The following is a 21,476-nucleotide window of genomic DNA, read 5'->3' as shown; positions in this document are numbered from 1 at the left end:
CCGACGGACCGCCGTCAGTGGGGCCCCGAGCCCTGCAGGCGCAGGATCAGCCGGGTCCCGCCCATCGGGCTGACTTCCAGCGCGGCAGTGCCCCCGTGGATCTCGGCCTGCTGCGCCACCAGCGCCAGCCCCAGACCGGAACCCGATCGTGACGCGGTGCTGCCGCGGTGGAAGCGCTCGAAGACCGCGGCCCGCTCCTCGGACGGCACACCCGAACCGTTGTCGTCGACGGCGATCTCCACGCCCGCTGACGAACTGACGACGCTCAACCGAACCTGCGTCGCGCCACCGTGTTTCACCGCGTTGGCGATGGCGTTGTCGATGACCAGACGCAGTCCCGCGGGCATCCCGAGCATCAGCACCGTCGTCGACGACGCCAGCGACACGTCGAGCCCGGGATAGTTGTGCATCGCGTCGTGGGCCGCGCGGTCCAGCAGTTCGGCGACGTCGACGGGAACGAAGTCGTCCACCGTGGTCAGCTCTCCCTGCGCGAGCCTCTCCAGAGCGCTCAGCGTCGCCTCGATCCGGGTCTGGGTGCGCATCACGTCCTTGATCACTTCCTTGCGCTGTTCGACGCCCGGGTCGAGCGTCAACAGCACCTCGAGGTTGGTCCGCATCGCCGTGAGCGGGGTGCGCAGTTCATGCGAGGCGACCGCGGCGAAGTCGCGCGCCGATTCCAGCGCCGCGCGGGTGCGCTGCTGCTCGTCTCCGATCCGGGCGAGCATGCCCTCCACCGCTTCGGAGATCTCCACCGCTTCCCACACTCCCCGTACCTGGACTTCGTCCGGGTTGGACTGCGCATTGATCGCCCGGGCCTGTTGGGCGAGCAGTCGGAACGGGTTGACCATGATCAGCGCGATCACCCAGCCGACCAGCAGGGTGCCCACGATCACCCCGGAGCAGATCCAGAACACCCGCCAGTGCAGCGAGTCGATGCGGGCCTGCGTCTCGGCCAGCGGCGCTCCCAGCGCGATCGAGGCGGTGCCGGTGGTGATTGTCCGGACGCGGTACTCGACGCCTTCGATCGTGGCGTCGGCATATCCGCTGGGCAGTTCGGGAAGCACCACGTCGGCGGGGATCGAGACCGTGGCGTCGCCGATCCGGGCGGTGCGCACCAGGCCTCCCTCCGTCGGCTCGGGTCCCGTTCCGTCCTGCGCGCTGCGCAGCAGGGTGTTGACGTCACCGAAGCTCGACAGTGAGTCCAGACGCCGGTCCAGTTGGTCGTACTGGTCGTTGGTGACCCCGACCCACACCCACACCCCCAGCGTCAGCACCAGGATGATCACGCCCAGCTGAGCGAGGATGACGATCGACCGCAGCGACAGCCACCGAAGCGGGTGCGCCAACAGCCGGAAGAACAGGTCCTGGGGTCGTTTCATCGGCTCGACGCCGCCCGCACCAGCGCGTTGATGGTCATGTCAGCTGCAGGCAGCCATGACCAGCTCGCGGACCCGCGCGGCGTCGGCCTGTCCCTTGGTGGCTTTCATCACCGCGCCGACGATGGCGCCGGCGGCCTGCACCTTGCCGCCGCGGATCTTCTCGGCGATGTCGGGGTTGGCCGCCAGCGCCTCGTCGACAGCGGCCTGGATCAGCGAGTCGTCGCGCACCACGGCCAGCCCGCGGTCGGTCATCACCTGCTCGGGTTCACCCTCGCCGGCCAGCACCCCTTCCACGACCTGACGGGCCAGCTTGTTGGACAGCTTGCCCTCGTCGACCAGCTTCACCACCGCGGCGACCTGCGCCGGAGTGATGGCCAGGGCTTCGAGTTCGACGCCGATCTCGTTGGCCTTCTGCACCAGGAAGTTTCCCCACCAGGCCTTGGCAGCGTCGCTGGAGGCGCCGTGATCGACGGTGGCGGTGATCAGGTCGATGGCGCCGATGTTGACCAGGTCGCGCATCACCTCGTCGGAGATACCCCACTCCTGCTGAATCCGTTTGCGGGTCAACCACGGAAGTTCGGGAATGGTCTGGCGCAGTTGATCGACGTACTCGGCACTGGGCGCCACCGGTTCCAGGTCGGGCTCGGGAAAGTACCGGTAGTCCTGCGCGGTCTCCTTGCTCCGCCCCGGCGAGGTGTAGCCGTCCTCGTGAAAGTGTCGGGTTTCCTGGACGATTGAACCGCCGGACTGCAGAACAGCTGCCTGCCTGCGCATCTCGTAGCGGACCGCCACCTCCACACTCTTGAGCGAGTTGACGTTCTTCGTCTCGGTGCGGGTGCCGAACTCGGCCTGACCGATCGGCTTGAGCGAGAGGTTCGAATCACAGCGCATCGATCCCTGGTCCATCCGGACGTCGGAAACTCCCAGGGCGCGCAACAGGTCTCGGAGCGCCGTCACGTACGCGCGGGCGATCTCGGGAGCGCGATCGCCGGCGCCCTCGATCGGACGGGTGACGATCTCGATCAGCGGTACGCCCGAACGGTTGTAGTCGATCAGCGAGGTGGTGGCCCCGGCGATCCGCCCGGTTTCGCTGCCCAGGTGCGTGAGCTTGCCGGTGTCCTCCTCCATGTGGGCCCGTTCGATCTCCACCCGCCAGGTGGTGCCGTCGTCGAGCGGCACCTCGAGATGACCGTTGATCGCGATGGGTTCGTCGTACTGCGAGATCTGGTAGTTCTTCGGCATGTCCGGATAGAAGTAGTTCTTCCTGGCGAACCGGCACCACGGCACGATCTCGCAGTTCAACGCCAGACCGATGCGGATCGCCGACTCGACGGCCACCTGGTTGAGCACCGGAAGCGACCCGGGCAGACCCAGACACACCGGACACACCTGGGTGTTGGGTTGATTTCCGAAACTGTTGGCACATCCGCAGAACATCTTGGTCTGCGTCGAGAGTTCGACGTGGACCTCGAGGCCGAGCACAGGCTCGTAGGTGGCGATGACCTCGTCGTAGTCCATCAGGTCTGCACTTGCCGCAACACTCATGACCGGAATCCTATTCGTGCTTGAATTGTCCGATGCCGATGGATCGGCGCACGTTCCTTCGGGCGGGCACGATCGGCGCCCTCGCCGGCGGCACGCTGCTGGCCGGCTGCGCCCGCTCCCCCGAGTCCGGGGCGGACGCCNCCTTGACCGCCACCGCGACCGACATCGATCTCGGTGCGGGCGTCGTCGTCTCCACCTGGGCCTGGAACGGGCGGGTACCCGCCGACGAGATCCGGCTGACCCGCGGCCAGACCCTGCAGATCACACTGGCCAACGAGCTCCCGGAGCCCTCCACCATTCACTGGCACGGTCTGGCCATCCCCAACGACATGGACGGCGTGCCGGTGCTCACCCAGGAGGCCGTGGCCCCTGGTTCGACGTTCCGCTACGAGTTCATCGTCCCGGACAGCGGCACCTACTGGGCGCATCCGCACTTCGGGTCACAGCTGGACCGCGGCCTGTACGCCCCGGTGATCGTCGAGGACCCCGCCGACGGTGCCGACTACGACGACGAACTGACCCTGGTCGTCGACGACTGGATCGATGGCACCGGCACCGACCCCAACGCGGTGTTCGAGAATCTCCGCCGCACCGGGATGGCACCGATGGAACCGGGCGGGCCCGGGGTGACTCCGGCGATGCCGCTGGGCCAAGACGGCGGCGATGTCGTCTACCCGTACTACCTGATCAACGGCCGGGTGCCCGCCGACCCGCGGGTCGTCGAGTTTCCGGCGGGCCGACGAATCAGGCTCCGAATGATCAACGCCGGCGGCGACACCGCGTTCCGGGTCGCCGTCCCCGGCATCCCGATGACGGTGACCCACACCGACGGGTTTCCGGTACTTCCCCAACAGGCCGATTCAGTGCTGTTGGGGATGGGCGAGCGGGCAGACGCGATCGTCACCCTCGGCGACTCGTCGGTGCCGGTGGTCGCGGCGCCGTACGGCAAGGACGGCTGGGCCCAGCTGAACATGCGGGTCGCCGGGACCCCTTATTCCGGTGACCAGGCCGCGGTGGGCCGGTTCGCCGCGCAACTGGCACAGCAGCCACCACTCGACACCGCCACGCTGCGTCCCACCGAGGCCGACACCCTGCCGGAGGCAATGCCGGCCCAGACCCTGGACCTCAGGCTGGGAGGGCCAATCGCCCCGTACACGTGGGTCATCAACGACCAGGTCTATGACCCCGAAGCAGCCGGGCTGCCGGTGCGCCCCGCCCAGCGGACCCGGATCCGCTACATCAACGACTCGATGATGTTTCATCCGATGCACCTGCACGGGCACACGTTCCAGGTGCAAGGGCCCGATGGACCACGCGCCCGCAAGGACACGGTGCTGGTGCCCCCGCTGGCGACCGTGGTGGCAGACTTCGACACCGACAACCCCGGCAAGTGGATCACCCACTGCCACAACGAGTATCACCTCGAGGCGGGGATGGCGACCTACCTCCGGTATTCGCCGTGACGGGCTGAGTTCTCAGCCGAAGAACTCGGCCGCGTCGTCGTAACGGCTCTGCGGCACCAACTTGAGTTGCCGGACGGCGTCGGCGAGCGGAACCCGGCCGATGTCCTGCCCGCGCAGCGAAACCATCATCCCGTACTCGCCGGCATGGGCGGCGTCGGCGGCGTTGACGCCGAAACGGGTGGCCAGAACCCGGTCATAGGGTGTCGGCATGCCGCCGCGCTGCACGTGGCCCAGCACCGTCACGCGAACTTCCTTGCTGATCCGTTTCTCGACTTCGACGGCGAGTTGTTGCGCCACCCCGGTGAAGCGTTCGTGACCGAACTCGTCGGTTCCACCCTTGAGCAACTGCATCGAGCCTTCAGCCGGTTTCGCGCCCTCGGCCACCACACAGATGAAGTGTGAATCGCCGCGCACGAACCGCTGTTTGACCAGCCGGCACACCTCTTCGACGTCGAACGGCTGTTCCGGGATCAGCGTCATGTGCGCGCCGGAGGCCAGCCCGGAGTTCAGCGCGATCCAGCCCGCATGTCGGCCCATCACCTCGACGAGCATCACCCGCTGATGTGACTCGGCGGTGCTGTGCAGGCGGTCGATGGCATCGGTGGCCACGTGCAGCGCAGTGTCGTGACCGAATGTCACGTCGGTGCAGTCGATGTCGTTGTCGATCGTCTTCGGCACACCCACCACGGGGACGTTCTCCTCCGACAGCCAGTGCGCCGCCGTCAGGGTGCCCTCCCCGCCGATCGGGATCAGCACGTCGATCCCGTTGTCCTCCAACGTCTGCTTGATCTGGTCAAGACCCGCGAGCAGCTTGTCCGGGTTGGTGCGCGCCGTACCCAGGATGGTCCCGCCCTTGGTCAGCAGCCGGTCGTTGCGATCATCGTTGCGCAGTTGGATGCGCCGATCCTCGAGCAGGCCGCGCCACCCGTCGAGGAACCCGACGACCGATGAGCCGTAACGGACGTCACACGTACGAACCACGGCCCTGATGACCGCGTTCAAGCCCGGGCAGTCGCCTCCACCAGTCAGCACTCCGATACGCATGCGCTAAGCCCTCCTGCTCCTCGGCGTCGGCACCATCCTCCCCTGTTACAGCGCAGTTGGCAGCGGACCGCGTGCGGCCTCGTAGGCCGCACCCACCCGATAGAGCCGATCATCTGCAAGGGCCGGTGCCATGATCTGCAGCCCGACGGGCAGGTTGTCGTCCGCCGACAGACCTGACGGTACCGACATTCCACAGTGACCGGCGAGGTTCAGCGGCAACGTGCACAGGTCGAACAGGTACATCGACAACGGATCGTCGACCTTCTCCCCCAGTGCGAACGCCGTGGTCGGCGTGGTGGGTGAGACCAGCACGTCCACGGTGCGGTACGCCTCGTCGAGGTCGCGCGCGATCAGCGTCCGCACCTTCTGTGCTTGGTTGTAGTACGCGTCGTAATAGCCGGCGGACAACGCGTACGCACCGATCATGATCCGGCGCTTGACCTCTGGACCGAAGCCGGCAGCGCGCGTCAGCGCCATCACCTCTTCGGCGCTGTGGGTGCCGTCGTCCCCGCTGCGCAGGCCGAAGCGCATCCCGTCGAACTTCGCCAGGTTCGACGACACCTCCGACGGCAGGATCAGATAGTAGGCCGGCAACGAGTAGTCGATGTGCGGGCAGTCGACCTCGCTGACCTGCGCGCCGAGAGCGGTCAGTTGCTCGACTGCGGCGTCGAAGGACGCCGAGACCCCCGGCTGGTAACCCTCACCGCTGCGCAGTTGTCTGATCACCCCAACCCGCACGCCGGTGAGGTCACCGGCCGCGCCCGCCCTGGCGGCGCCGACGACGTCGGGCACTGCGGCGTCGACCGACGTCGAGTCGCACGGGTCATGGCCCGCGATGACCGCGTGCAGCAGCGCCGTGTCCAGAACCGTGCGCGCGCACGGCCCACCCTGGTCGAGCGACGAGGCGCAGGCGATCAGCCCGTAGCGGGACACCGTGCCGTAGGTGGGCTTGACGCCGACCGTCGCGGTGAGCGCCGCCGGTTGCCGGATCGAACCGCCGGTGTCGGATCCGATCGCCAGCGGCGCTTGGAAGGCCGCCAGCGCCGCGGCACTGCCACCGCCCGATCCGCCGGGCACCCGGTCGACGTTCCACGGGTTACGGGTGGGTCCGAACGCCGAGTTCTCGGTCGACGACCCCATCGCGAACTCGTCCATGTTCGTCTTGCCGAGCAGCGGGATGCCTGCGGCGCGCAGCCGGGTGGTCACGGTGGCGTCGTAGGGCGAGGTCCATCCCTCGAGGATCTTCGACCCGCAGGTGGTGGGCATGTCCGTGGTGGTGAACACGTCCTTGAGGGCAAGCGGGACTCCGGCCAGCGGAGACGGCAGCGGTTCGCCCGCGGCGACCGCGGCATCGACCGCGGCCGCGGCTTCGAGCGCCTGATCGGCCGCAACGTGCAGGAAGGCGTGATAGTCGCCGTCGGTGGCGGCGATCTGATCCAGGCAGGCCTGGGTCACCTCGGTGGAGGACACTTCTCCGGCGGCGATCTTGGCACTCAACGTCGCCGCATCGAGCCTGGTCAGATCGCTGTTTTCTGCTCTTCGCGCACGCGACTCATCGCTCATTCGGCTTCTCCCAGAATCCGCGGCACCGCGAACCGTTCGTCGGCTGACTTCGGCGCCGCCGCAAGGGCCTGTTCCTGCGTCAGCGACGGCCGGACCACGTCCGGACGAAAGACGTTGACGTCTTTCAGAGGATTGTCGGTGGCCGCCACCCCGGTGACGTCGACCGCCTGGATCTGACTGACATGGCCAAGGATGGCGCCGAGCTGGCCGGCGAAGCTGTCGAGTTCGTCGTCGGTCAGGGCGAGCCGGGCAAGGCGTGCCAGGTGGGCAACTTCGTCTCGCGAGATCTGTGACACGACCGCCAAGCCTAGTTCAATGCCTGGAATGCGATCGCGTCCGAGTCGCCCGCCCGCCACTCTCCGTGAAACAGTGTCCGCGTGCCTTCGTATCTGCTGCGGGTCCAGCTAGAGGACAGGCCCGGCAGCCTCGGCTCGCTGGCCGTCGCCCTCGGTTCCGTAGGCGCCGACATCCTGTCCCTCGACGTGGTCGAGCGGGCGGCCGGTTACGCGGTCGACGACCTGGTGGTCGACCTTCCTTCGGGCGCGATGGCCGACATGCTGATCACCGCCGCCGAGAAGCTCAATGGTGTGTACGTCGACAGCATCCGGCCGCACACCGGGCTGCTGGAAGCCCACCGGGAACTGGAGTTGATCGACCACGTGGCCGCGGCCGACGGCACGCTCAACAGGTTCCAGGTGCTCGTCGATGAAGCCCCCAAAGTGCTGCGTGTCGGCTGGTGCACGGTTACCCAGCTGACCGATGGCGGCCCGCAGCGCCTTGTCGGCAGTCAAGGAGCGCCGGAAACCCAGGCCGCCGAGACGCCGTGGCTTCCGATCGACCACGCCGAAGCCCTGGACGCCACCGCCGACTGGGTGCCCCAGGTGTGGCGCGATATGGACACCACACTGGCCGCCGCGCCGCTGGGCGATGCCCGCACCGCCGTCGTCCTCGGCCGCCCGGGCGGTCCGGTCTTCCGGCCGAGCGAGGTGGCCCGCCTGGGTTATCTGGCCGGGATCATCGCGACGATCCTGCGCTGATTCCTACTGCTCCAACGCCGCAGGCCCGTCCTCCAGCAGGCGCCGGAAGCCGTCCTCGTCGAGCACCGGCACCCCGAGTTCGATTGCCTTGTCGTACTTGGATCCTGGCGCATCGCCGGCCACCACATACGCTGTCTTCTTCGACACCGAGCTGGCCGCCTTGCCACCCCTGGCGATGATGGCTTCCTTCGCATCGTCGCGGGAGAAGCCGGGCAGTGACCCGGTGACGACGATCGACAGCCCCTCCAGCGTGCGTTCGATACTGGCGTCGCGCTCGTCGGCCATCCGTACGCCGGTCTCGCGCCATTTGTCGACGATCGCGCGGTGCCAGTCGACGGTGAACCAGTCGATGATCGCGGCGGCGATGGTCGGCCCGACCCCTTCGGTTGCGGCCAGTTGTTCCTCTGATGCCTCGGTGATCGCATCGAGGCTGCCGAACTCCGTCGCCAGTGCCCGTGCGGCGGTGGGCCCCACGTGCCGGATCGACAGCGCGACCAGAACCCGCCACAGCGGTTGGGATTTGGCTTTGCCCAGGTTGGCCAGCAACCGCTTGCCGTTGGCCGAGACCTCCCCGGCCTTGGTGGTGAACAGGTCGGTCTGCAACAGATCCTCGGCGGTGAGGTCGAACAGATCGCCTTCGTCGGTGATGACTCCCGCCTGCAGCAGCGCTGTGGCGGCCTCGTAGCCGAGGCCCTCGATGTCGAAGGCGCCGCGCCCCGCCACGTGAAATACCCTCTCCCGCAACTGCGCCGGACACGTGCGCGAGTTGGGACAGCGGATGTCTGCGTCACCCTCCTTGGCGGGTGCGAGTTCGGTCCCGCACTCCGGACAGTGGGTAGGCATCACGAACTCCCGCTCGGAGCCGTCACGCAGGTCGACGACCGGACCCAGCACCTCGGGGATGACGTCGCCGGCCTTCCGGATCACCACGGTGTCACCGATCAGCACACCCTTGCGTTTGACCTCCGAGGCGTTGTGCAGCGTCGCCAGCCCGACCGTCGATCCTGCGACTGTCACCGGCTCCATGTACGCGAAGGGCGTCACCCGCCCGGTGCGTCCCACGTTGACACGAATGTCGAGGAGTTTTGTGGTGGCTTCCTCGGGCGGGTACTTGTAGGCCACCGCCCAGCGCGGAGCGCGTGATGTCGAACCGAGGCGGCGCTGCAGCGACACGTCGTCGACTTTCACGACGACTCCGTCGATCTCGTGATCGACGTCGTGGCGGTGCTCACCCCAGTAGGCGATCCGCTCGGTGACCGCATCGAGGCCCTTGACCTGGACCGCGTGTTCGGACACCGGCAGCCCCCACGCATCGAGTGCCCGATAGGCGTCGTGCAGCGATGTGAAGGGGAAGCCCGCGGGGGCTTCTATGTGCCCCAGCCCATGGCAGATCATCCGCAGCCTGCGCCGTGCGGTCACCGCCGGGTTCTTCTGCCGCAGCGACCCGGCCGCGCTGTTGCGCGGGTTGGCGAACGGCGGCTTACCCTCGGCGACCAGACCCGCGTTCAGGTCCTCGAAATCAGCGATCCGGAAGAACACCTCACCGCGTACGTCCAGCACCGATGGGACCGGGAATTCCTCAGAGCCGGTGAGCTTTTCCGGGATATCGTCGATGGTGCGCGCATTGAGGGTGACGTCCTCGCCGGTGCGCCCATCGCCGCGCGTCGCCGCGCGGACGAGCCGTCCGTCGCGGTAGACGAGCGCCAGCGCGACGCCGTCGATCTTCAACTCGCACAGATAGTGCGCGTCGTGGCCGATCTCCCCTTTGATCCGCTCAGCCCACGCAGCGAGTTCGTCGGGCGTGAACACGTTGTCCAGGCTCAGCATCCGCTCGAGGTGATCGGCCGAGGCGAAATCGGTGGCGAACCCCGCGCCGCCGACGAGCTGTGTGGGCGAGTCCGGTGTCCGCAGCTCGGGGTGGGAATCTTCGAGCGCCTGGAGTTCGCGCAACAGCGTGTCGAACTCTGCGTCCGAGATCACCGGTGCGTCGCGGACGTAGTAGCGGAATTGGTGGCCACGTACCTCGTCGGCGAGTTCCTGCCACCGGCGCCGAAGCTCGGCGACGGGGGCATCGTCAGCCTGCTCTGCCAGCGCCGCCTCAGGATCCGGGATCGCCTTGGGACTCACCCCCGCAGGTTATCTGAGCCCTCGGACACCCGGCGTCATCGATGTCGGTGTGGATACCCTGATGTCATGCCGCATCCGATCATGTTCCGCGAGGACGACATGGGGTTGGCCGAAGTGCGCGATATCGCCCTCGGGTTCCCGGCGACGTTCGAGAAGATCTCCTGGGGCCGGCCGGTGTTCTGTGCGCCCAAGATGTTCGTGATGTACGGCGGAAGTGTCAAACGCAGTGTCGAGGGCGCGGCAAAGAACGAGTACGTGCCGCACCCACACTCGATCCTGGTCAAGGTCGACGACAGCGACCGCAGGGCGCTCGAGCAGGACAACCGCTTCTTCTACCCCGCGTACATGGGGCCGTTCGGCTGGCTGGGAATGGACTTCACAGTCCAGGCAGTGGACTGGGACGAGGTCACCGAGCTGATCGACTCGTCGTTCCGGTTGGTCGCTCCGAAGAAATCGGTGAAACAGCTCGACGAACGCTGACCCGGCCGGGACCGGGCATGGTTCGATCGGGACCATGACCTTCGCGAGCCCCTTCCCCGAAGTCGACATCCCGACGGCCAGCGTCTACGACTATTTGTTCACCCAGCTGGACAGCGCCGACGCCGACCGCGTCGCGCTGATCGACACGAAGTCCGGCAGGAAAACCACCTACCGAGAGATGGTCGCACTGATCGATTCATTCTCCGGTGCGCTGGCCGAACGCGGCCTCGGCGTCGGCGACGTGGTCGGACTTCTCGCCCCGAACAGCTCGGCGTTCGCCGTCGCCTTCCACGCCATCCTGCGCGCCGGTGCGACCGCCACGACGATCAACGCGCTGTTCACCGCCAAGGACATCGCCAAGCAGCTGACCGATTCCGACGCCAAGATGCTGATCACCGTCACGCCGATGCTGGCGCAGGCCAAGGAAGGCGCCGCGGCGGCGGGCATCCCCGACGAGAACCTGGTGGTGCTCGACGGGGCGGGCCGCGACACCGACGGCCATCCCAATGCCACCGACCTGCTGGCCGGCGGAACCCCGGCCCCAGAGGTGAACTTCGCGCCGTCGTCGCATCTCGCGGTGCTTCCCTACAGCTCAGGGACCACCGGAAACCCCAAGGGCGTGATGCTGACGCACCGCAACCTGGTCGCCAACGTGGCCCAGATCCGCCCGCTGCACGGAATGGTCTCCGACGACGTCGTCCTGGCTGTGCTTCCGTTCTTCCACATCTACGGGATGACGGTCCTGCTCAACGCAGCGCTGCACGCCCGTGCGCGGCTGGTCATCATGCCGAGTTTCGACCTCGGCGAGTTCCTGGGCAGCATCGCCGAGCACAAGTGCACCATCGCCTTCATCGCGCCTCCGGTTGCGGTGGCGCTCGCCAAGCACCCGCTGGTGGACTCGTACGACCTGTCGTCGCTCAACGTCGTGATGTCCGGTGCCGCACCGCTGGACGCCGAACTCGGCCAGGCCGTCGCCGAGCGACTGGGGTGCAAGGTGGTGCAGGGCTACGGGATGAGCGAGCTGAGCCCGGTCAGTCACATCACCCCGTTCGACGGCGGCCGGCACAACATGCGGGCGGAGGCTCCGCTCAGCTCGGTCGGCTGGACGGTGTCCAACGCCGCATCCAAGATCGTCGACCCGGAGACCGGCGACGAGATCACACCGCCCGCAGAGGGTTTGAGCAGAACCGGCGAGCTGTGGTTCAAGGGGCCCAATGTGATGGCCGGCTACCTCAACAACGACGAGGCCACCAGGTCGACCATCGACGCCGACGGCTGGCTGCACACCGGCGACCTCGCGCAAGTGGACGCCCACGGCTGCGTGTACATCGTCGACCGGCTCAAGGAACTGATCAAGTACAAGGGCTACCAGGTGCCGCCCGCTGAACTTGAGGCCGTACTGCTGGCCCACCCGAAGATCGCCGATGCCGCGGTGGTCGGCGTACAGGACGACGAGGGCGAGGAAGTGCCCAAGGCGTTTGTCGTGAAGCTCCAGGACGCCGACCTGACCGAGGACGAGGTGATGGAGTACGTCGCCGGCCAGGTGGCCCCGTACAAGAAGGTCCGCCGGGTCGCGTTCATCGACGCGGTCCCGAAATCGGCGTCGGGAAAAATCCTGCGCAAGGACCTGCGCACGGCGCAGTGATGTCGGTGGGGTGGTTTAGTCTGATTCCATGTTCTTCGAACGTGTGTTCGATGTGGATGNGGCNGCNGGTGAGGCTGAGCTGCGCGCGCAGGTCGAGCAGCTCGAGACGCTGAAAAGCGTGGCNGCGGCGGCCCANGCGNGGGNGACGGCGNTGTGGGCGGCCAAACGNCGCGCCGCNGAGCAAGCNGCCGGGGTGCCGGNGCGGCGCCGCGGCAANGGGTTGGCGTCGGAGGTGGCGCTGGCCCGCCGGGAGGCCCCGACGTGCGGGAACCGCCATCTCGGGTTCGCCCAGGCGTTGGTGCACGAGATGCCCCACACCCTGGCCGCACTCGAAACCGGGATGCTCTCGGAATGGCGGGCCACCCTGATCGTCAAACAATCGGCGTGTTTGAGCGTGGAGCACCGCCGGGAGTTGGACGCCGAACTGTGCGCCGACACCTCGCGTCTGTCCGGGTGGGGCAATCACCAGGTCGAAGCCGAAGCCAAGAAGATCGCCGCCCGCCTGGATGCCGCGGCGGTGGTGGCCCGCTCCGCCAAAGCCGCCGCCGATCGTGGGGTGTGGATCCGCCCGGCCCCGGACACCATGACCTACCTGACGGTCCTGCTGCCCGTGCAGCAGGGAGTCGCGATGTACGCCGCGTTGAAGCGCGAAGCCGACCTGAGCGGTGATGGGCGGTCGCGGGGTCAGGTGATGGCCGATACCGCCTATCAGCGGATCACCGGGCGCCCGGCCACCAAGCCGGTGCCGGTGGCACTGAACATGGTGATGGCCGACACCACCCTGGCCGGCGACGACACCGAACCGGCCTGGCTGCAAGGGTTTGGTCCTATCCCGGCCGGGCTGGCCTGCAAGCTGACCGGCGACGCCGCCACCGACACCAAGGTGAAAGCCACGCTGCGCCGGCTGTACCGCCACCCCACCTCGGGGCAGTTGGTGGCGATGGAATCCCGGGCGAGGATCTTCCCCAAAGCGCTGGCACGATTCCTGCAACTGCGCGACCAGAAATGCCGGACCCCGTACTGCGATGCCCCGATCCGGCACTGCGACCACGCCACCCCGGTCCGCGACGGCGGCCCCACCAGCGCACTCAACGGCCTCGGTGACTGCGAAGCCTGCAACTACACCAAAGAAGCCCCCGGCTGGCAGGTCACCACCACCGATATCGACGGGGAACACCACGCCGACTACCGCACCCCCACCGGCGCGGTCTACCACTCCACCGCCCCACCACTACCCGGACCACCAGTACGCCGACGACTCAGCCTCATCGAAGGCCAACTCAGCATCGACCTCGTCACCTTCGACGCCGCCTAACGCTGGCAGGTCAGACCGCCTCAGGGTCTTCGGCGAACGCATCAGCGGCCTGCTGAGCGAGCTCGATGGCTCTGCGTGCCCATGCCGGCGTCGCGGTGGCGAGTCCGCAGGCCGGCGTGACACCGATGCGGTCGCGTAGCACGGCACGCGGGAACCCCAGCCGGTCGGTCACCGCTGCAACGGTCGTGGCGATCTGGCGGGCAGAAGGCTCCGGTCCGGAAACCACGGTCGGCACGGCTCCGAGCAGGACCGTGCGGCCGGATTCGACGAATTCGCCGACACCGTCGAGGTCCGCCGCGGTCAGGGCCTGCACATCCACCGATACCGCGGAGATAGTGCTGCGCTGCAGCAACTTCCACGGCAGGCCCGCCGCGCAGCTGTGCACTGCGACCTCACCGCCGACAACGGCGACACATTCATCGACCAACTGGGTGACCACCGATTCGTCCACCGGATGCACCGGTGAGAAGCGCGTCACACCCGTCAAGCGGCCCGCGAGGGCGGCCGGCAGTGAAGGCTCATCGAACTGCACGACCACCGCCGCCTCGAGGCGTCTTGTGAGTTGCGCCCGCAGCACTGCCACGCCTTCGGCCAGTGAGGTCGTCAGATCGCGGACCGCACCGGTGTCGGTGATGGCCCGGTGCCCGCCGGGGAGCTCCAAGTGCGCCGCCAGGGTGACCGGGCCCGGTGCCTGCACCTTGACCACGCGGTCGCCACCGCGTAGTCCGGCGGTCTCCCAGGCTTCCTCGAGCGCGTCGACGTCCTCGTCGAGGAGGCTCACCGCCCGACGGGTCACCGATCGGCGACCGGTTGCGATTCGGTACCCCCGGGGCACGGTGTCGATGGCGATGTCCACAAGCAGCGCGCCGGCGCGACCGATCATGTCTGCTCCCACACCACGCTCGGGTAACTCGACGAGGTGCGGTAGGCGGTGCAACTCGCCGACGACGATCTCGGTGGCCTGCCGGGCCGACGAGCCCGGCCACGATCCGACACCGGTCGCATTGGCGAAAACGCTCACTCGAACGACACTATGCGACGGACTACTGTCATGCGGATGACGGCCCCGCTGCGCGCGTCTGCGCTGTGCGCGTCTGCGCTGTGCGCCGTCGCCATGTTCGTCGCCGGGTGCGCGCACACTGTGGCCGGAACCGCAGTCCGGCCGGCACCTGGTGTCGACGAGGACTCGCGTTCGCCAGTCGACGTCGACGCCGTGCTGCTCGAGCGTGCGGAAATGCAGGCCATCACCGGGGCCGGCGAAGACCTCACCGCCATCCCCGGGATGGACAGCAAGGTGCCCGTCGACATCGATGTGATGTTTGAATCCGTTCCGCCGCAATGCCAATGGGTGTTCGCCGAATCGCAGATCTTCGGGTCCGAGGTCGAAGAGTTCCACAAGTCGACATTTCAGAACCCGCCGAGGGGCGGTCTGATCTCGCAGGCGGCCGCGGGTTACCGCGACGCGGCGGTTGCCCAGCGCGCCTTCGATGGCCTCGTCGAGCGGATCGCAGGATGTGATGCGACCGATTCGGGTCCGGCCATCGTGGGCGCTGTGACAGCGACCGAGGACTCCGTTCACACCCGCCCGGGCAACTGTGGACGCGACTACCGGGTGAAGTCCGTCGTGCTGGTGGAGGTGACGTTCTGCGCGTTCCCGGACTCGGTGCCCGACATCGTCATGTCGAACATCCTCGCCAACGTGCCCGGCTAGTGCGCCTCGCGAATCGTCGCGCTGCCGAGGACCTCGTCGCCGTCGGGATCGGGGCGGTAGAGCACCACGGTCTGGCCGGGTGCCACGCCCCGCAACGGCGCCCGCAGCTCGATCGCCAATGTGTCGCCGCGCAACTCGGCGACCGCGTCGACGATCCCGCCGTGAGCGCGCACCTGAACCACGCATTCCACCGGGCCGTCGGGGGTGACTCCCGAGGTGAACACCGGCGCATCCCCTGCCAGGGTGGTCACCTCCAGGTCGGCGAGGTCACCGACGCGCACGGTACCGGTGTCGGCGTCGATACCGGTCACGTAGCGAGGGCGGCCGTCCGGACCGGGGCCGGCGATGCCCAGTCCCTTCCGCTGGCCGATGGTGAAGCCGTGCACTCCGTCGTGCTCGGCGAGCACCGTGCCTGCGCCGTCGACCACCTGGCCGCGTCGCACGCCGATGCGGGCCCCCAGGAACGCTCGGGTGTCGCCCGACGGGATGAAGCAGATGTCATGGCTGTCGGCCTTGTCCGCCACCGATAGTCCGCGGCGGGCGGCCTCTTCCCGGATCTGCGCTTTCGGAGTGTCGCCGATCGGGAACACGGCATGTCGCAGCTGCTCGGCGGTGAGCACCGCCAACACGTAGGACTGATCCTTGTCGTGGTCCACGGCCCGGCGCAGTCGCCCGGCCGACAACCGGGCGTAGTGACCGGTGGCCAGCGCGTCGAAGCCGAGGGCCATCGCGCGGGAGGCCAACGCGGAGAATTTGATTCGCTCATTACAGCGCACACACGGGTTGGGTGTCTCACCCCGGGAGTACGAGTCCACGAAATCGTCGATCACGTCCTCTTTGAACCGGTCGGCGAAATCCCAGATGTAGAAGGGGATGTCGAGCACGTCGGCAACACGGCGGGCGTCGCCCGCGTCTTCCTTCGAACAGCACCCGCGTGAGCCGGTGCGCAAGGTCCCCGGCGCCTTGGACAGCGCCAGGTGCACGCCGACGACGTCGTGACCGGCGTCGACCATCCTGGCGGCGGCGACCGAGGAATCCACGCCACCGCTCATCGCGACGAGCACCCTCATCGGGGCCCCGAACCGGCCAGCGCGGCTTGCCGGGCCCGTTCGACCGCCGCGGGCAACACCTCCAGGACCGCGTCGACGTCGGAGTCGGTGCTGGTGTGTCCCAGCGACAGCCGCAGCGACCCGCGCGCACTGGCCGGGTCCGCACCCATCGCCGTCAGCACATGGGACGGCTGCGCCACCCCGGCAGTGCACGCCGAACCAGTGGAACATTCAATTCCCTTGGCGTCCAACAGCATCAACAGGGAATCGCCTTCGCAGCCACGGAACGTGAAGTGGGCGTTGCCGGGTAACCGGGCCGCCCCCGGCGCACCATTGACGTAGACGTCATCGATCGTCGCAAGCACCCCGTCGACCAACCGGTCGCGCAGGGCCCGCAGGCGGGCCGCAGTGGCCTCCATGTTCTCGACCGCCGCCCGGGCAGCAGCGGCCATTCCCACCACGCCGGCGACATCCTGCGTGCCGGAACGGACGTCGCGCTCCTGGCCGCCGCCGTGCAACTGCGGCACACAGGCCGTGTCCCTACGTAGCAGCAGAGCACCCACACCGGTGGGCCCACCGAACTTGTGCGCGGCCACGCTCATCGCCGACAGCCCGCTGGCGGCGAAGTCCACCGGGACCTGGCCGACGGCCTGGATCGCATCACTGTGCATGGGAATGTCGAACTCCGACGCGACGGCCGCCAACTCGGCGATCGGCATGACGGTGCCGACTTCGTTGTTCGCCCACATCACCGAGATGAGGGCGACTTCGGCAGGGTCACCGACGGCGGCGCGCAGCGCTGCGGGACTCACCGCCCCGACCGCGTCGACCGGTAGCCACGTCACCTCCGCGCCCTCGTGTTCCACCAGCCACTGCACGGCGTCGAGCACCGCGTGGTGTTCGACGGGCGTGGTGATGATGCGGCGGCGCTGCGGCGACGCATCGCGGCGCGCCCAGAAGATCCCCTTGATCGCGAGGTTGTCGCTCTCCGTACCGCCTGCGGTGAAGATCACCTCCGACGGGCGTGCCCCGAGCAACTTGGCCGTGGTCTCGCGCGATTCCTCCAACCGGCGCCTGGCCAGCCGACCGGAACCGTGCAACGAGGACGCGTTGCCGACCGTCGCCAGCACAGCAGCCATCGCCTCGATCGCGGCGGGACGCATCGGGGTGGTGGCGGCGTGGTCGAGATAGACCGGCGTGCACGCAGACATGACCGTTCCACAATAGCCGTCATGCGCCTGCCGACCCCATTCCGCTCACGCCACCAGTGCGTGGCCCTCACCGCAGCCGGACCCATTCGTCAGCGCTGACCTCATCTCGCCACGCACAGCGACCTCGCAGCGCGCGGCCAGCTCACGACGGTCCGCACCGGGCAGTTGCAGCGACTCGACCGAGACGTGGCAGACGGTGCGGCGCGCGGTGATGACCCGCTTGATCGACGTCAGCAGCGAGTCGTCACCGACGAACGCCGGCACGGTGGACTGCCGCCCGTCTTTGTGCCGGTAGCTCAGCCGCAGCGGCTGCACGGGCCGGCCGGCGTCGACCGCCGCCTGAAACATCGCCGGGCGGAACCGGCCGTAGCCGAGACCGCACCATGTGGTCCCTTCCGGGAACGCGACCACGGTGTGGCCGGCCCGCAACCGGTCGGCAACGGCAGCCACCACCGTCGGCAGCCTGCGCAGCCGGCCCCGGTCGATCGGGATGACCTTCATCAGCCGGACGATCGGGCCGAGCGCCGGCCACTCCACCAGGTCGGCGCGGGCGACGAACGACCCCGGCAGCACGGCGCCGATCGCGAAGGTGTCCAGCCATGACACGTGCCCGCTCACCACCAGCACGCCGCGCAGGTTGCGGATCGGTCCGCCCGACACCGACATCCGTACCCCGAGGCACCGCAGCATCATTCGGCAGTAGCCACGTTGCAGATGCGATCGACCCGGCATCGGCACAGCCAGCAGCCACACTCCCGAGAACAGCAGCAGAGCCGCTGCCACACGCCACGCAGTGCGCACCGCGACCACCCACCGTCGACCGGGCACGTCTGCGCCGGCGTGCACGCATCCGGCGCCGCAGGTCGCGCGCTGCAGCCAGGCGTGCTCGGGCGTGGTGGCGGTCATGACGGCACCCCGCCGGCCATCGCGGTCGCCGCACCGACCGAACGGAGTCGGCGCAGGTAGCGGGTGTCGGCGTGGCGCTTGTCGAGCAGCGCCGGGAAGTCTCCCACCCCGAAGTCGGGGTCGTGGGCCGGCTGACCACACACCTGGGCACCCAACCGCAGGTAGCCACGCATCAGCGGGGGCACCGACAGTCGGTCCGGTGGTTCGATGTCGTCGAGCGCGACACCGTCGATCACGACGGGCCGGAAGGGCCGGACGCCGTACTCGGGTGGCGCGGCGTGACGCCGCAGCACGAAGTCGCGCACCCCCCGCAGTTGACTGCCCGCAGCACCACGGCCCGCCGGATCCAGGATCGGGACCGAGACACAACCGGTGACGTGGTCGTAGCCGCTGCGGTCCAGGTAGGCCAGAATCCCGGCCCACATCAACAGCACCACGGCGCCGTTGCGATGGTCTTCACGCACCACCGCACGCCCCATTTCGACCAGCGAGGGACGCAACGGGTCGAGTGCGGTGACGTCGAATTCGGTGGCGATGTACAGACCGCCGGCAGCGATCGCACCGGACGGCGGCAGCATCCGGTAGCAACCGACGAGTTCGCCGGTGTCGTCGTCGCGGACGAGCAGGTGGTCGCAGTGTTCGTCGAAGCGGTCGGCGTCCCGGCCGTCCGTGCGATCGGCCTTCAGCGCGAAACCCGGCTCCGAGGTGAAGACGTCGTAGCGCAGGCGTTGCGCAGCCTCGATCGAGTCTGCGTCGGTGCACAGCAGCATCGAGTACCGCGGCGCGGAACCCGCTGAGGCAGTGCTGTCGGATCGGATGAGTACAGAAGCAGTGCTCATAACGTGCACGGTTGCCGAGCCGGGTCTCCGGAGGGCATCGTGCGCGTGACGTGTCCGTGAGCGCCAGATGACGAAGTGTGGTCCCGCCGCAGACGCAAGAACCCCGGCGCCACAGGTGCGCCGGGGTCCTCGGGTCAGAACTGGGTCGTCAGCCCTTGCGGGTCTTGACCGCCTCGGTCAGCTGCGGGGTCACCTTGAACAGGTCACCGACGACGCCGAGATCGGCGATCTCGAAGATCGGCGCCTCTTCGTCCTTGTTCACCGCGATGATCGTCTTCGAGGTCTGCATGCCGGCACGGTGCTGGATCGCCCCGGAGATGCCCAACGCGATGTAGAGCTGCGGAGACACGGTCTTGCCGGTCTGGCCGACCTGGAACTGGCCCGGGTAGTAGCCCGAGTCCACCGCGGCACGCGAGGCGCCGACGGCGGCACCGAGCGAGTCCGCCAGTTCTTCGACGATGCCGAAGTTCTCGGCACTGCCGACACCACGCCCACCGGAGACGACCACGGTCGCCTCGGCGAGCTCGGGGCGGTCGCCCGCGACGGCGGGTTCACGGGAGGTGATCTTCGTCGCGTTCTCGGCCGCGGCCGGCACCTCGACGGTGACGACCTCGCCGGCGCCGTCGGCGGGCTCCGCGTCGACCGAACCGGCGCGCAGGGTGATCACCGGGGTGTCGCCGACGACCTCGGCCTCGACGGTGAACGCACCGCCGAAGATCGAGTGCACGCCCTTGCCGCCCTCCTTCACCTCGACGACGTCGGTCAGCACACCCGAACCGATGCGGGCGGCCAGCCGACCTGCGATCTCCTTGCCGTCCGCGTTGGCCGACAGCAGCACGCCGGCAGGTGTCACGGATTCGGTCAGGGAGGCCAGCACGTCCACCTGCGGGGTGATCAGGTAGCTCTCCGCGTCGTCGGATTCGGCGAGGTAGATCTTGCCGGCACCGGCGGACTTGAGTCCCTCGATGAGCGGTTCGGCCGTACCGGGCTTGCCCACCACCACGGCGGAGGGCTCGCCCAGCGCACGGGCGGCGGTGATCAGTTCAGCGCTGACTTTCTTCAGCGCACCTTCGGCGTGCTCCACGAGCACGAGTACTTCAGCCATGCGTTTCGTTCGCCTCTATGTCTGTCAGGTGGTTCATGGATGTCAGGAGTTAAGGATGTGGTGGAAGATCTGCCTAGATGATCTTCTGGGCGACCAGGTACTCAGCGACCTTGGTGCCGCCCTCGCCCTCATCGGTGATCTTCTCGCCCGCGGTCTTGGGCGGCTTCGGGGTCGACGAGAGCACCTTGGAGCCGGCGTGGGCAACGCCCACCTCGTCGGCCTCGACACCGATCTCGGCCAGCGTGAGAGTGGTCACTTCCTTCTTCTTGGCGGCCATGATGCCCTTGAAGGAGGGGAAGCGGGGCTCGTTGATCTTCTCGTTGACGCTGACGACCGCAGGCAGGCTCGCCTCGAGCGTGAACAGGCCGTCGTCGGTCTCGCGCTCGGCGGTGACCTTGCCGTTCTCCACGCTCAGCTTTCGCACGTGGGTCAGCTGGGGCAGGCCCAGGTACTCGGCGATGATGGCCGGGACCGCGCCGCCGGTGCCGTCGGTCGCCTCGTTGCCTGCGATGACCAGTTCGGTGCCCTCGATGGTGCCCAGCGCGCGGGCCAGCGCCCAGCCCGTCTGCACCATGTCGGATCCATGCATACCCTCGTCGACCAGGTGAACCGCCTTGTCGGCACCCATCGACAGGGCCTTGCGGATCGCCTCGGTGGCGCGTTCGGGACCGGCGGTGAGGACCGTGACGGTGCTGTCGCCGCCTTCGCGCTCCTTGATCAACAGCGCCTCCTCGACGGCACGCTCGTTGATCTCGTCGAGCACGGCGTCGGCGGCCTCTCGGTCGAGGGTCCAATCACCCTCGGACAGCTTGCGCTCCGACCATGTGTCTGGGACCTGTTTGATCAGGACCACGATATTCGTCATGACTCTGGTTCGTCCTCCTCGAAGGGGCCGGTGACCGGCCCGCAATATCACGTTTGAAGCAACAACCACCATGTTACCCGCAAGTAACTTATTGGTGGTTCGCAGAAACACCATAGCTGGTCGAAGTTTGTGCTCTGTCGGCCCCGCGAACAGTGCGGGTTCGACGAACTGTTCGCCTCCGGACGGTTACGG

Annotated in this window: 19 protein-coding genes; 6 read left to right on the top strand and 13 right to left on the bottom strand. The window is 68.0% G+C overall.

The window, feature by feature from the left end; genetic code table 11:
• Nucleotides 1–14: 14 nt before the first annotated feature.
• Nucleotides 15–1,379, bottom strand: a complete 1,365-nt coding sequence (locus BEMPMBAN_RS18660) for a sensor histidine kinase (protein WP_159232742.1) — start codon at nucleotides 1,377–1,379, stop codon at nucleotides 15–17.
• A 39-nt stretch (nucleotides 1,380–1,418) separates the two neighbouring features.
• Nucleotides 1,419–2,924: an Asp-tRNA(Asn)/Glu-tRNA(Gln) amidotransferase subunit GatB gene (gatB, locus tag BEMPMBAN_RS18655; protein WP_159232741.1), complete on the bottom strand. Its 1,506-nt coding sequence runs from the start codon at nucleotides 2,922–2,924 to the stop codon at nucleotides 1,419–1,421.
• Between the two features lie 20 nt (nucleotides 2,925–2,944).
• On the opposite strand from gatB, the gene BEMPMBAN_RS18650 reads away from it, so the two are divergent.
• Nucleotides 2,945–4,387, top strand: coding sequence for a multicopper oxidase domain-containing protein (locus tag BEMPMBAN_RS18650; RefSeq protein WP_425294989.1), 1,443 nt, complete (start codon nucleotides 2,945–2,947; stop codon nucleotides 4,385–4,387).
• Between the two features lie 12 nt (nucleotides 4,388–4,399).
• Here the strand turns inward: BEMPMBAN_RS18650 and BEMPMBAN_RS18645 are convergent, their stop codons facing one another.
• Genes BEMPMBAN_RS18645 through gatC form a run of 3 tightly spaced genes read right to left on the bottom strand, consistent with a single transcriptional unit; the run spans nucleotide 4,400 to nucleotide 7,290 of the window.
• On the bottom strand, nucleotides 4,400–5,431 hold the full coding sequence (locus BEMPMBAN_RS18645; RefSeq protein ID WP_159232739.1) for an ATP-dependent 6-phosphofructokinase: 1,032 nt from the start codon (nucleotides 5,429–5,431) through the stop codon (nucleotides 4,400–4,402).
• Between the two features lie 45 nt (nucleotides 5,432–5,476).
• On the bottom strand, nucleotides 5,477–6,994 hold the full coding sequence (gatA, locus tag BEMPMBAN_RS18640; RefSeq protein WP_159232738.1) for an Asp-tRNA(Asn)/Glu-tRNA(Gln) amidotransferase subunit GatA: 1,518 nt from the start codon (nucleotides 6,992–6,994) through the stop codon (nucleotides 5,477–5,479).
• Nucleotides 6,991–7,290, bottom strand: a complete 300-nt coding sequence (gene gatC, locus BEMPMBAN_RS18635; protein WP_159232737.1) for an Asp-tRNA(Asn)/Glu-tRNA(Gln) amidotransferase subunit GatC — start codon at nucleotides 7,288–7,290, stop codon at nucleotides 6,991–6,993. Before gatC ends, gatA begins: the two co-directional genes overlap by 4 nt.
• An 81-nt stretch (nucleotides 7,291–7,371) precedes the next feature.
• Between gatC and BEMPMBAN_RS18630 the strand changes: the two genes are divergently transcribed.
• A complete protein-coding gene (locus BEMPMBAN_RS18630) occupies nucleotides 7,372–8,031 on the top strand; it encodes an ACT domain-containing protein (RefSeq protein WP_159232736.1) in 660 nt (219 codons plus the stop codon).
• Nucleotides 8,032–8,034: 3 nt separating this feature from the next.
• Here BEMPMBAN_RS18630 and ligA read toward each other — a convergent pair whose 3' ends face one another.
• Nucleotides 8,035–10,158, bottom strand: coding sequence for an NAD-dependent DNA ligase LigA (gene ligA / locus BEMPMBAN_RS18625; RefSeq protein WP_159232735.1), 2,124 nt, complete (start codon nucleotides 10,156–10,158; stop codon nucleotides 8,035–8,037).
• A 66-nt stretch (nucleotides 10,159–10,224) separates the two neighbouring features.
• Between ligA and BEMPMBAN_RS18620 the strand changes: the two genes are divergently transcribed.
• The 3 genes from BEMPMBAN_RS18620 to BEMPMBAN_RS18610 are packed head-to-tail and all read left to right on the top strand — an operon-like array spanning nucleotide 10,225 to nucleotide 13,598.
• Nucleotides 10,225–10,638 carry an MmcQ/YjbR family DNA-binding protein gene (locus BEMPMBAN_RS18620; protein WP_159232734.1) on the top strand — a complete coding sequence of 138 codons (414 nt, stop codon included), beginning with the start codon at nucleotides 10,225–10,227 and terminating at the stop codon, nucleotides 10,636–10,638.
• Nucleotides 10,639–10,672: 34 nt separating this feature from the next.
• Nucleotides 10,673–12,283 (top strand): 4-coumarate--CoA ligase family protein, encoded by a 1,611-nt coding sequence (locus tag BEMPMBAN_RS18615; RefSeq protein WP_159232733.1) that lies wholly within the window; start codon nucleotides 10,673–10,675, stop codon nucleotides 12,281–12,283.
• A gap of 28 nt (nucleotides 12,284–12,311) precedes the next feature.
• The gene (locus BEMPMBAN_RS18610; protein ID WP_159232732.1) at nucleotides 12,312–13,598 is read left to right on the top strand and encodes a 13E12 repeat family protein; all 1,287 of its coding nucleotides are present in this window, start codon (nucleotides 12,312–12,314) and stop codon (nucleotides 13,596–13,598) included.
• Between the two features lie 10 nt (nucleotides 13,599–13,608).
• Here the strand turns inward: BEMPMBAN_RS18610 and BEMPMBAN_RS18605 are convergent, their stop codons facing one another.
• Complete coding sequence (locus tag BEMPMBAN_RS18605; RefSeq protein WP_159232731.1) at nucleotides 13,609–14,619, bottom strand: uroporphyrinogen decarboxylase/cobalamine-independent methonine synthase family protein; 1,011 nt, start codon at nucleotides 14,617–14,619, stop codon at nucleotides 13,609–13,611.
• Between the two features lie 36 nt (nucleotides 14,620–14,655).
• On the opposite strand from BEMPMBAN_RS18605, the gene BEMPMBAN_RS18600 reads away from it, so the two are divergent.
• On the top strand, nucleotides 14,656–15,309 hold the full coding sequence (locus BEMPMBAN_RS18600) for a sensor domain-containing protein (protein ID WP_159232730.1): 654 nt from the start codon (nucleotides 14,656–14,658) through the stop codon (nucleotides 15,307–15,309).
• Here BEMPMBAN_RS18600 and mnmA read toward each other — a convergent pair.
• From mnmA to BEMPMBAN_RS18570, 6 genes are all read right to left on the bottom strand, one after another.
• Nucleotides 15,306–16,379 carry a tRNA 2-thiouridine(34) synthase MnmA gene (gene mnmA, locus BEMPMBAN_RS18595; protein ID WP_159232729.1) on the bottom strand — a complete coding sequence of 358 codons (1,074 nt, stop codon included), beginning with the start codon at nucleotides 16,377–16,379 and terminating at the stop codon, nucleotides 15,306–15,308. The two genes, BEMPMBAN_RS18600 and mnmA, sit on opposite strands and share 4 nt — an antisense overlap.
• On the bottom strand, nucleotides 16,376–17,569 hold the full coding sequence (locus BEMPMBAN_RS18590; RefSeq protein WP_159232728.1) for a cysteine desulfurase family protein: 1,194 nt from the start codon (nucleotides 17,567–17,569) through the stop codon (nucleotides 16,376–16,378). The genes mnmA and BEMPMBAN_RS18590 overlap by 4 nt, the downstream gene beginning before the upstream one ends.
• Nucleotides 17,570–17,614: 45 nt before the next feature.
• Nucleotides 17,615–18,475 carry a lysophospholipid acyltransferase family protein gene (locus tag BEMPMBAN_RS18585; protein WP_159232727.1) on the bottom strand — a complete coding sequence of 287 codons (861 nt, stop codon included), beginning with the start codon at nucleotides 18,473–18,475 and terminating at the stop codon, nucleotides 17,615–17,617.
• Complete coding sequence (locus BEMPMBAN_RS18580; RefSeq protein ID WP_159232726.1) at nucleotides 18,472–19,314, bottom strand: GNAT family N-acetyltransferase; 843 nt, start codon at nucleotides 19,312–19,314, stop codon at nucleotides 18,472–18,474. The genes BEMPMBAN_RS18585 and BEMPMBAN_RS18580 overlap by 4 nt, the downstream gene beginning before the upstream one ends.
• 148 nt (nucleotides 19,315–19,462) lie before the next feature.
• On the bottom strand, nucleotides 19,463–20,419 hold the full coding sequence (locus tag BEMPMBAN_RS18575; protein ID WP_159232725.1) for an electron transfer flavoprotein subunit alpha/FixB family protein: 957 nt from the start codon (nucleotides 20,417–20,419) through the stop codon (nucleotides 19,463–19,465).
• Nucleotides 20,420–20,492: 73 nt separating this feature from the next.
• Nucleotides 20,493–21,284 (bottom strand): electron transfer flavoprotein subunit beta/FixA family protein, encoded by a 792-nt coding sequence (locus BEMPMBAN_RS18570; protein WP_159232724.1) that lies wholly within the window; start codon nucleotides 21,282–21,284, stop codon nucleotides 20,493–20,495.
• Nucleotides 21,285–21,476 lie beyond the last annotated feature (192 nt).

The sequence above is a fragment of the Mycolicibacterium austroafricanum genome, assembly GCF_902705885.1.
GTDB classification, from domain to species: Bacteria; Actinomycetota; Actinomycetes; order Mycobacteriales; family Mycobacteriaceae; genus Mycobacterium; species Mycobacterium vanbaalenii_A.
Note: the sequence above shows the minus strand (reverse complement) of the source record. Positions and strands in the feature narration are given on the sequence as shown.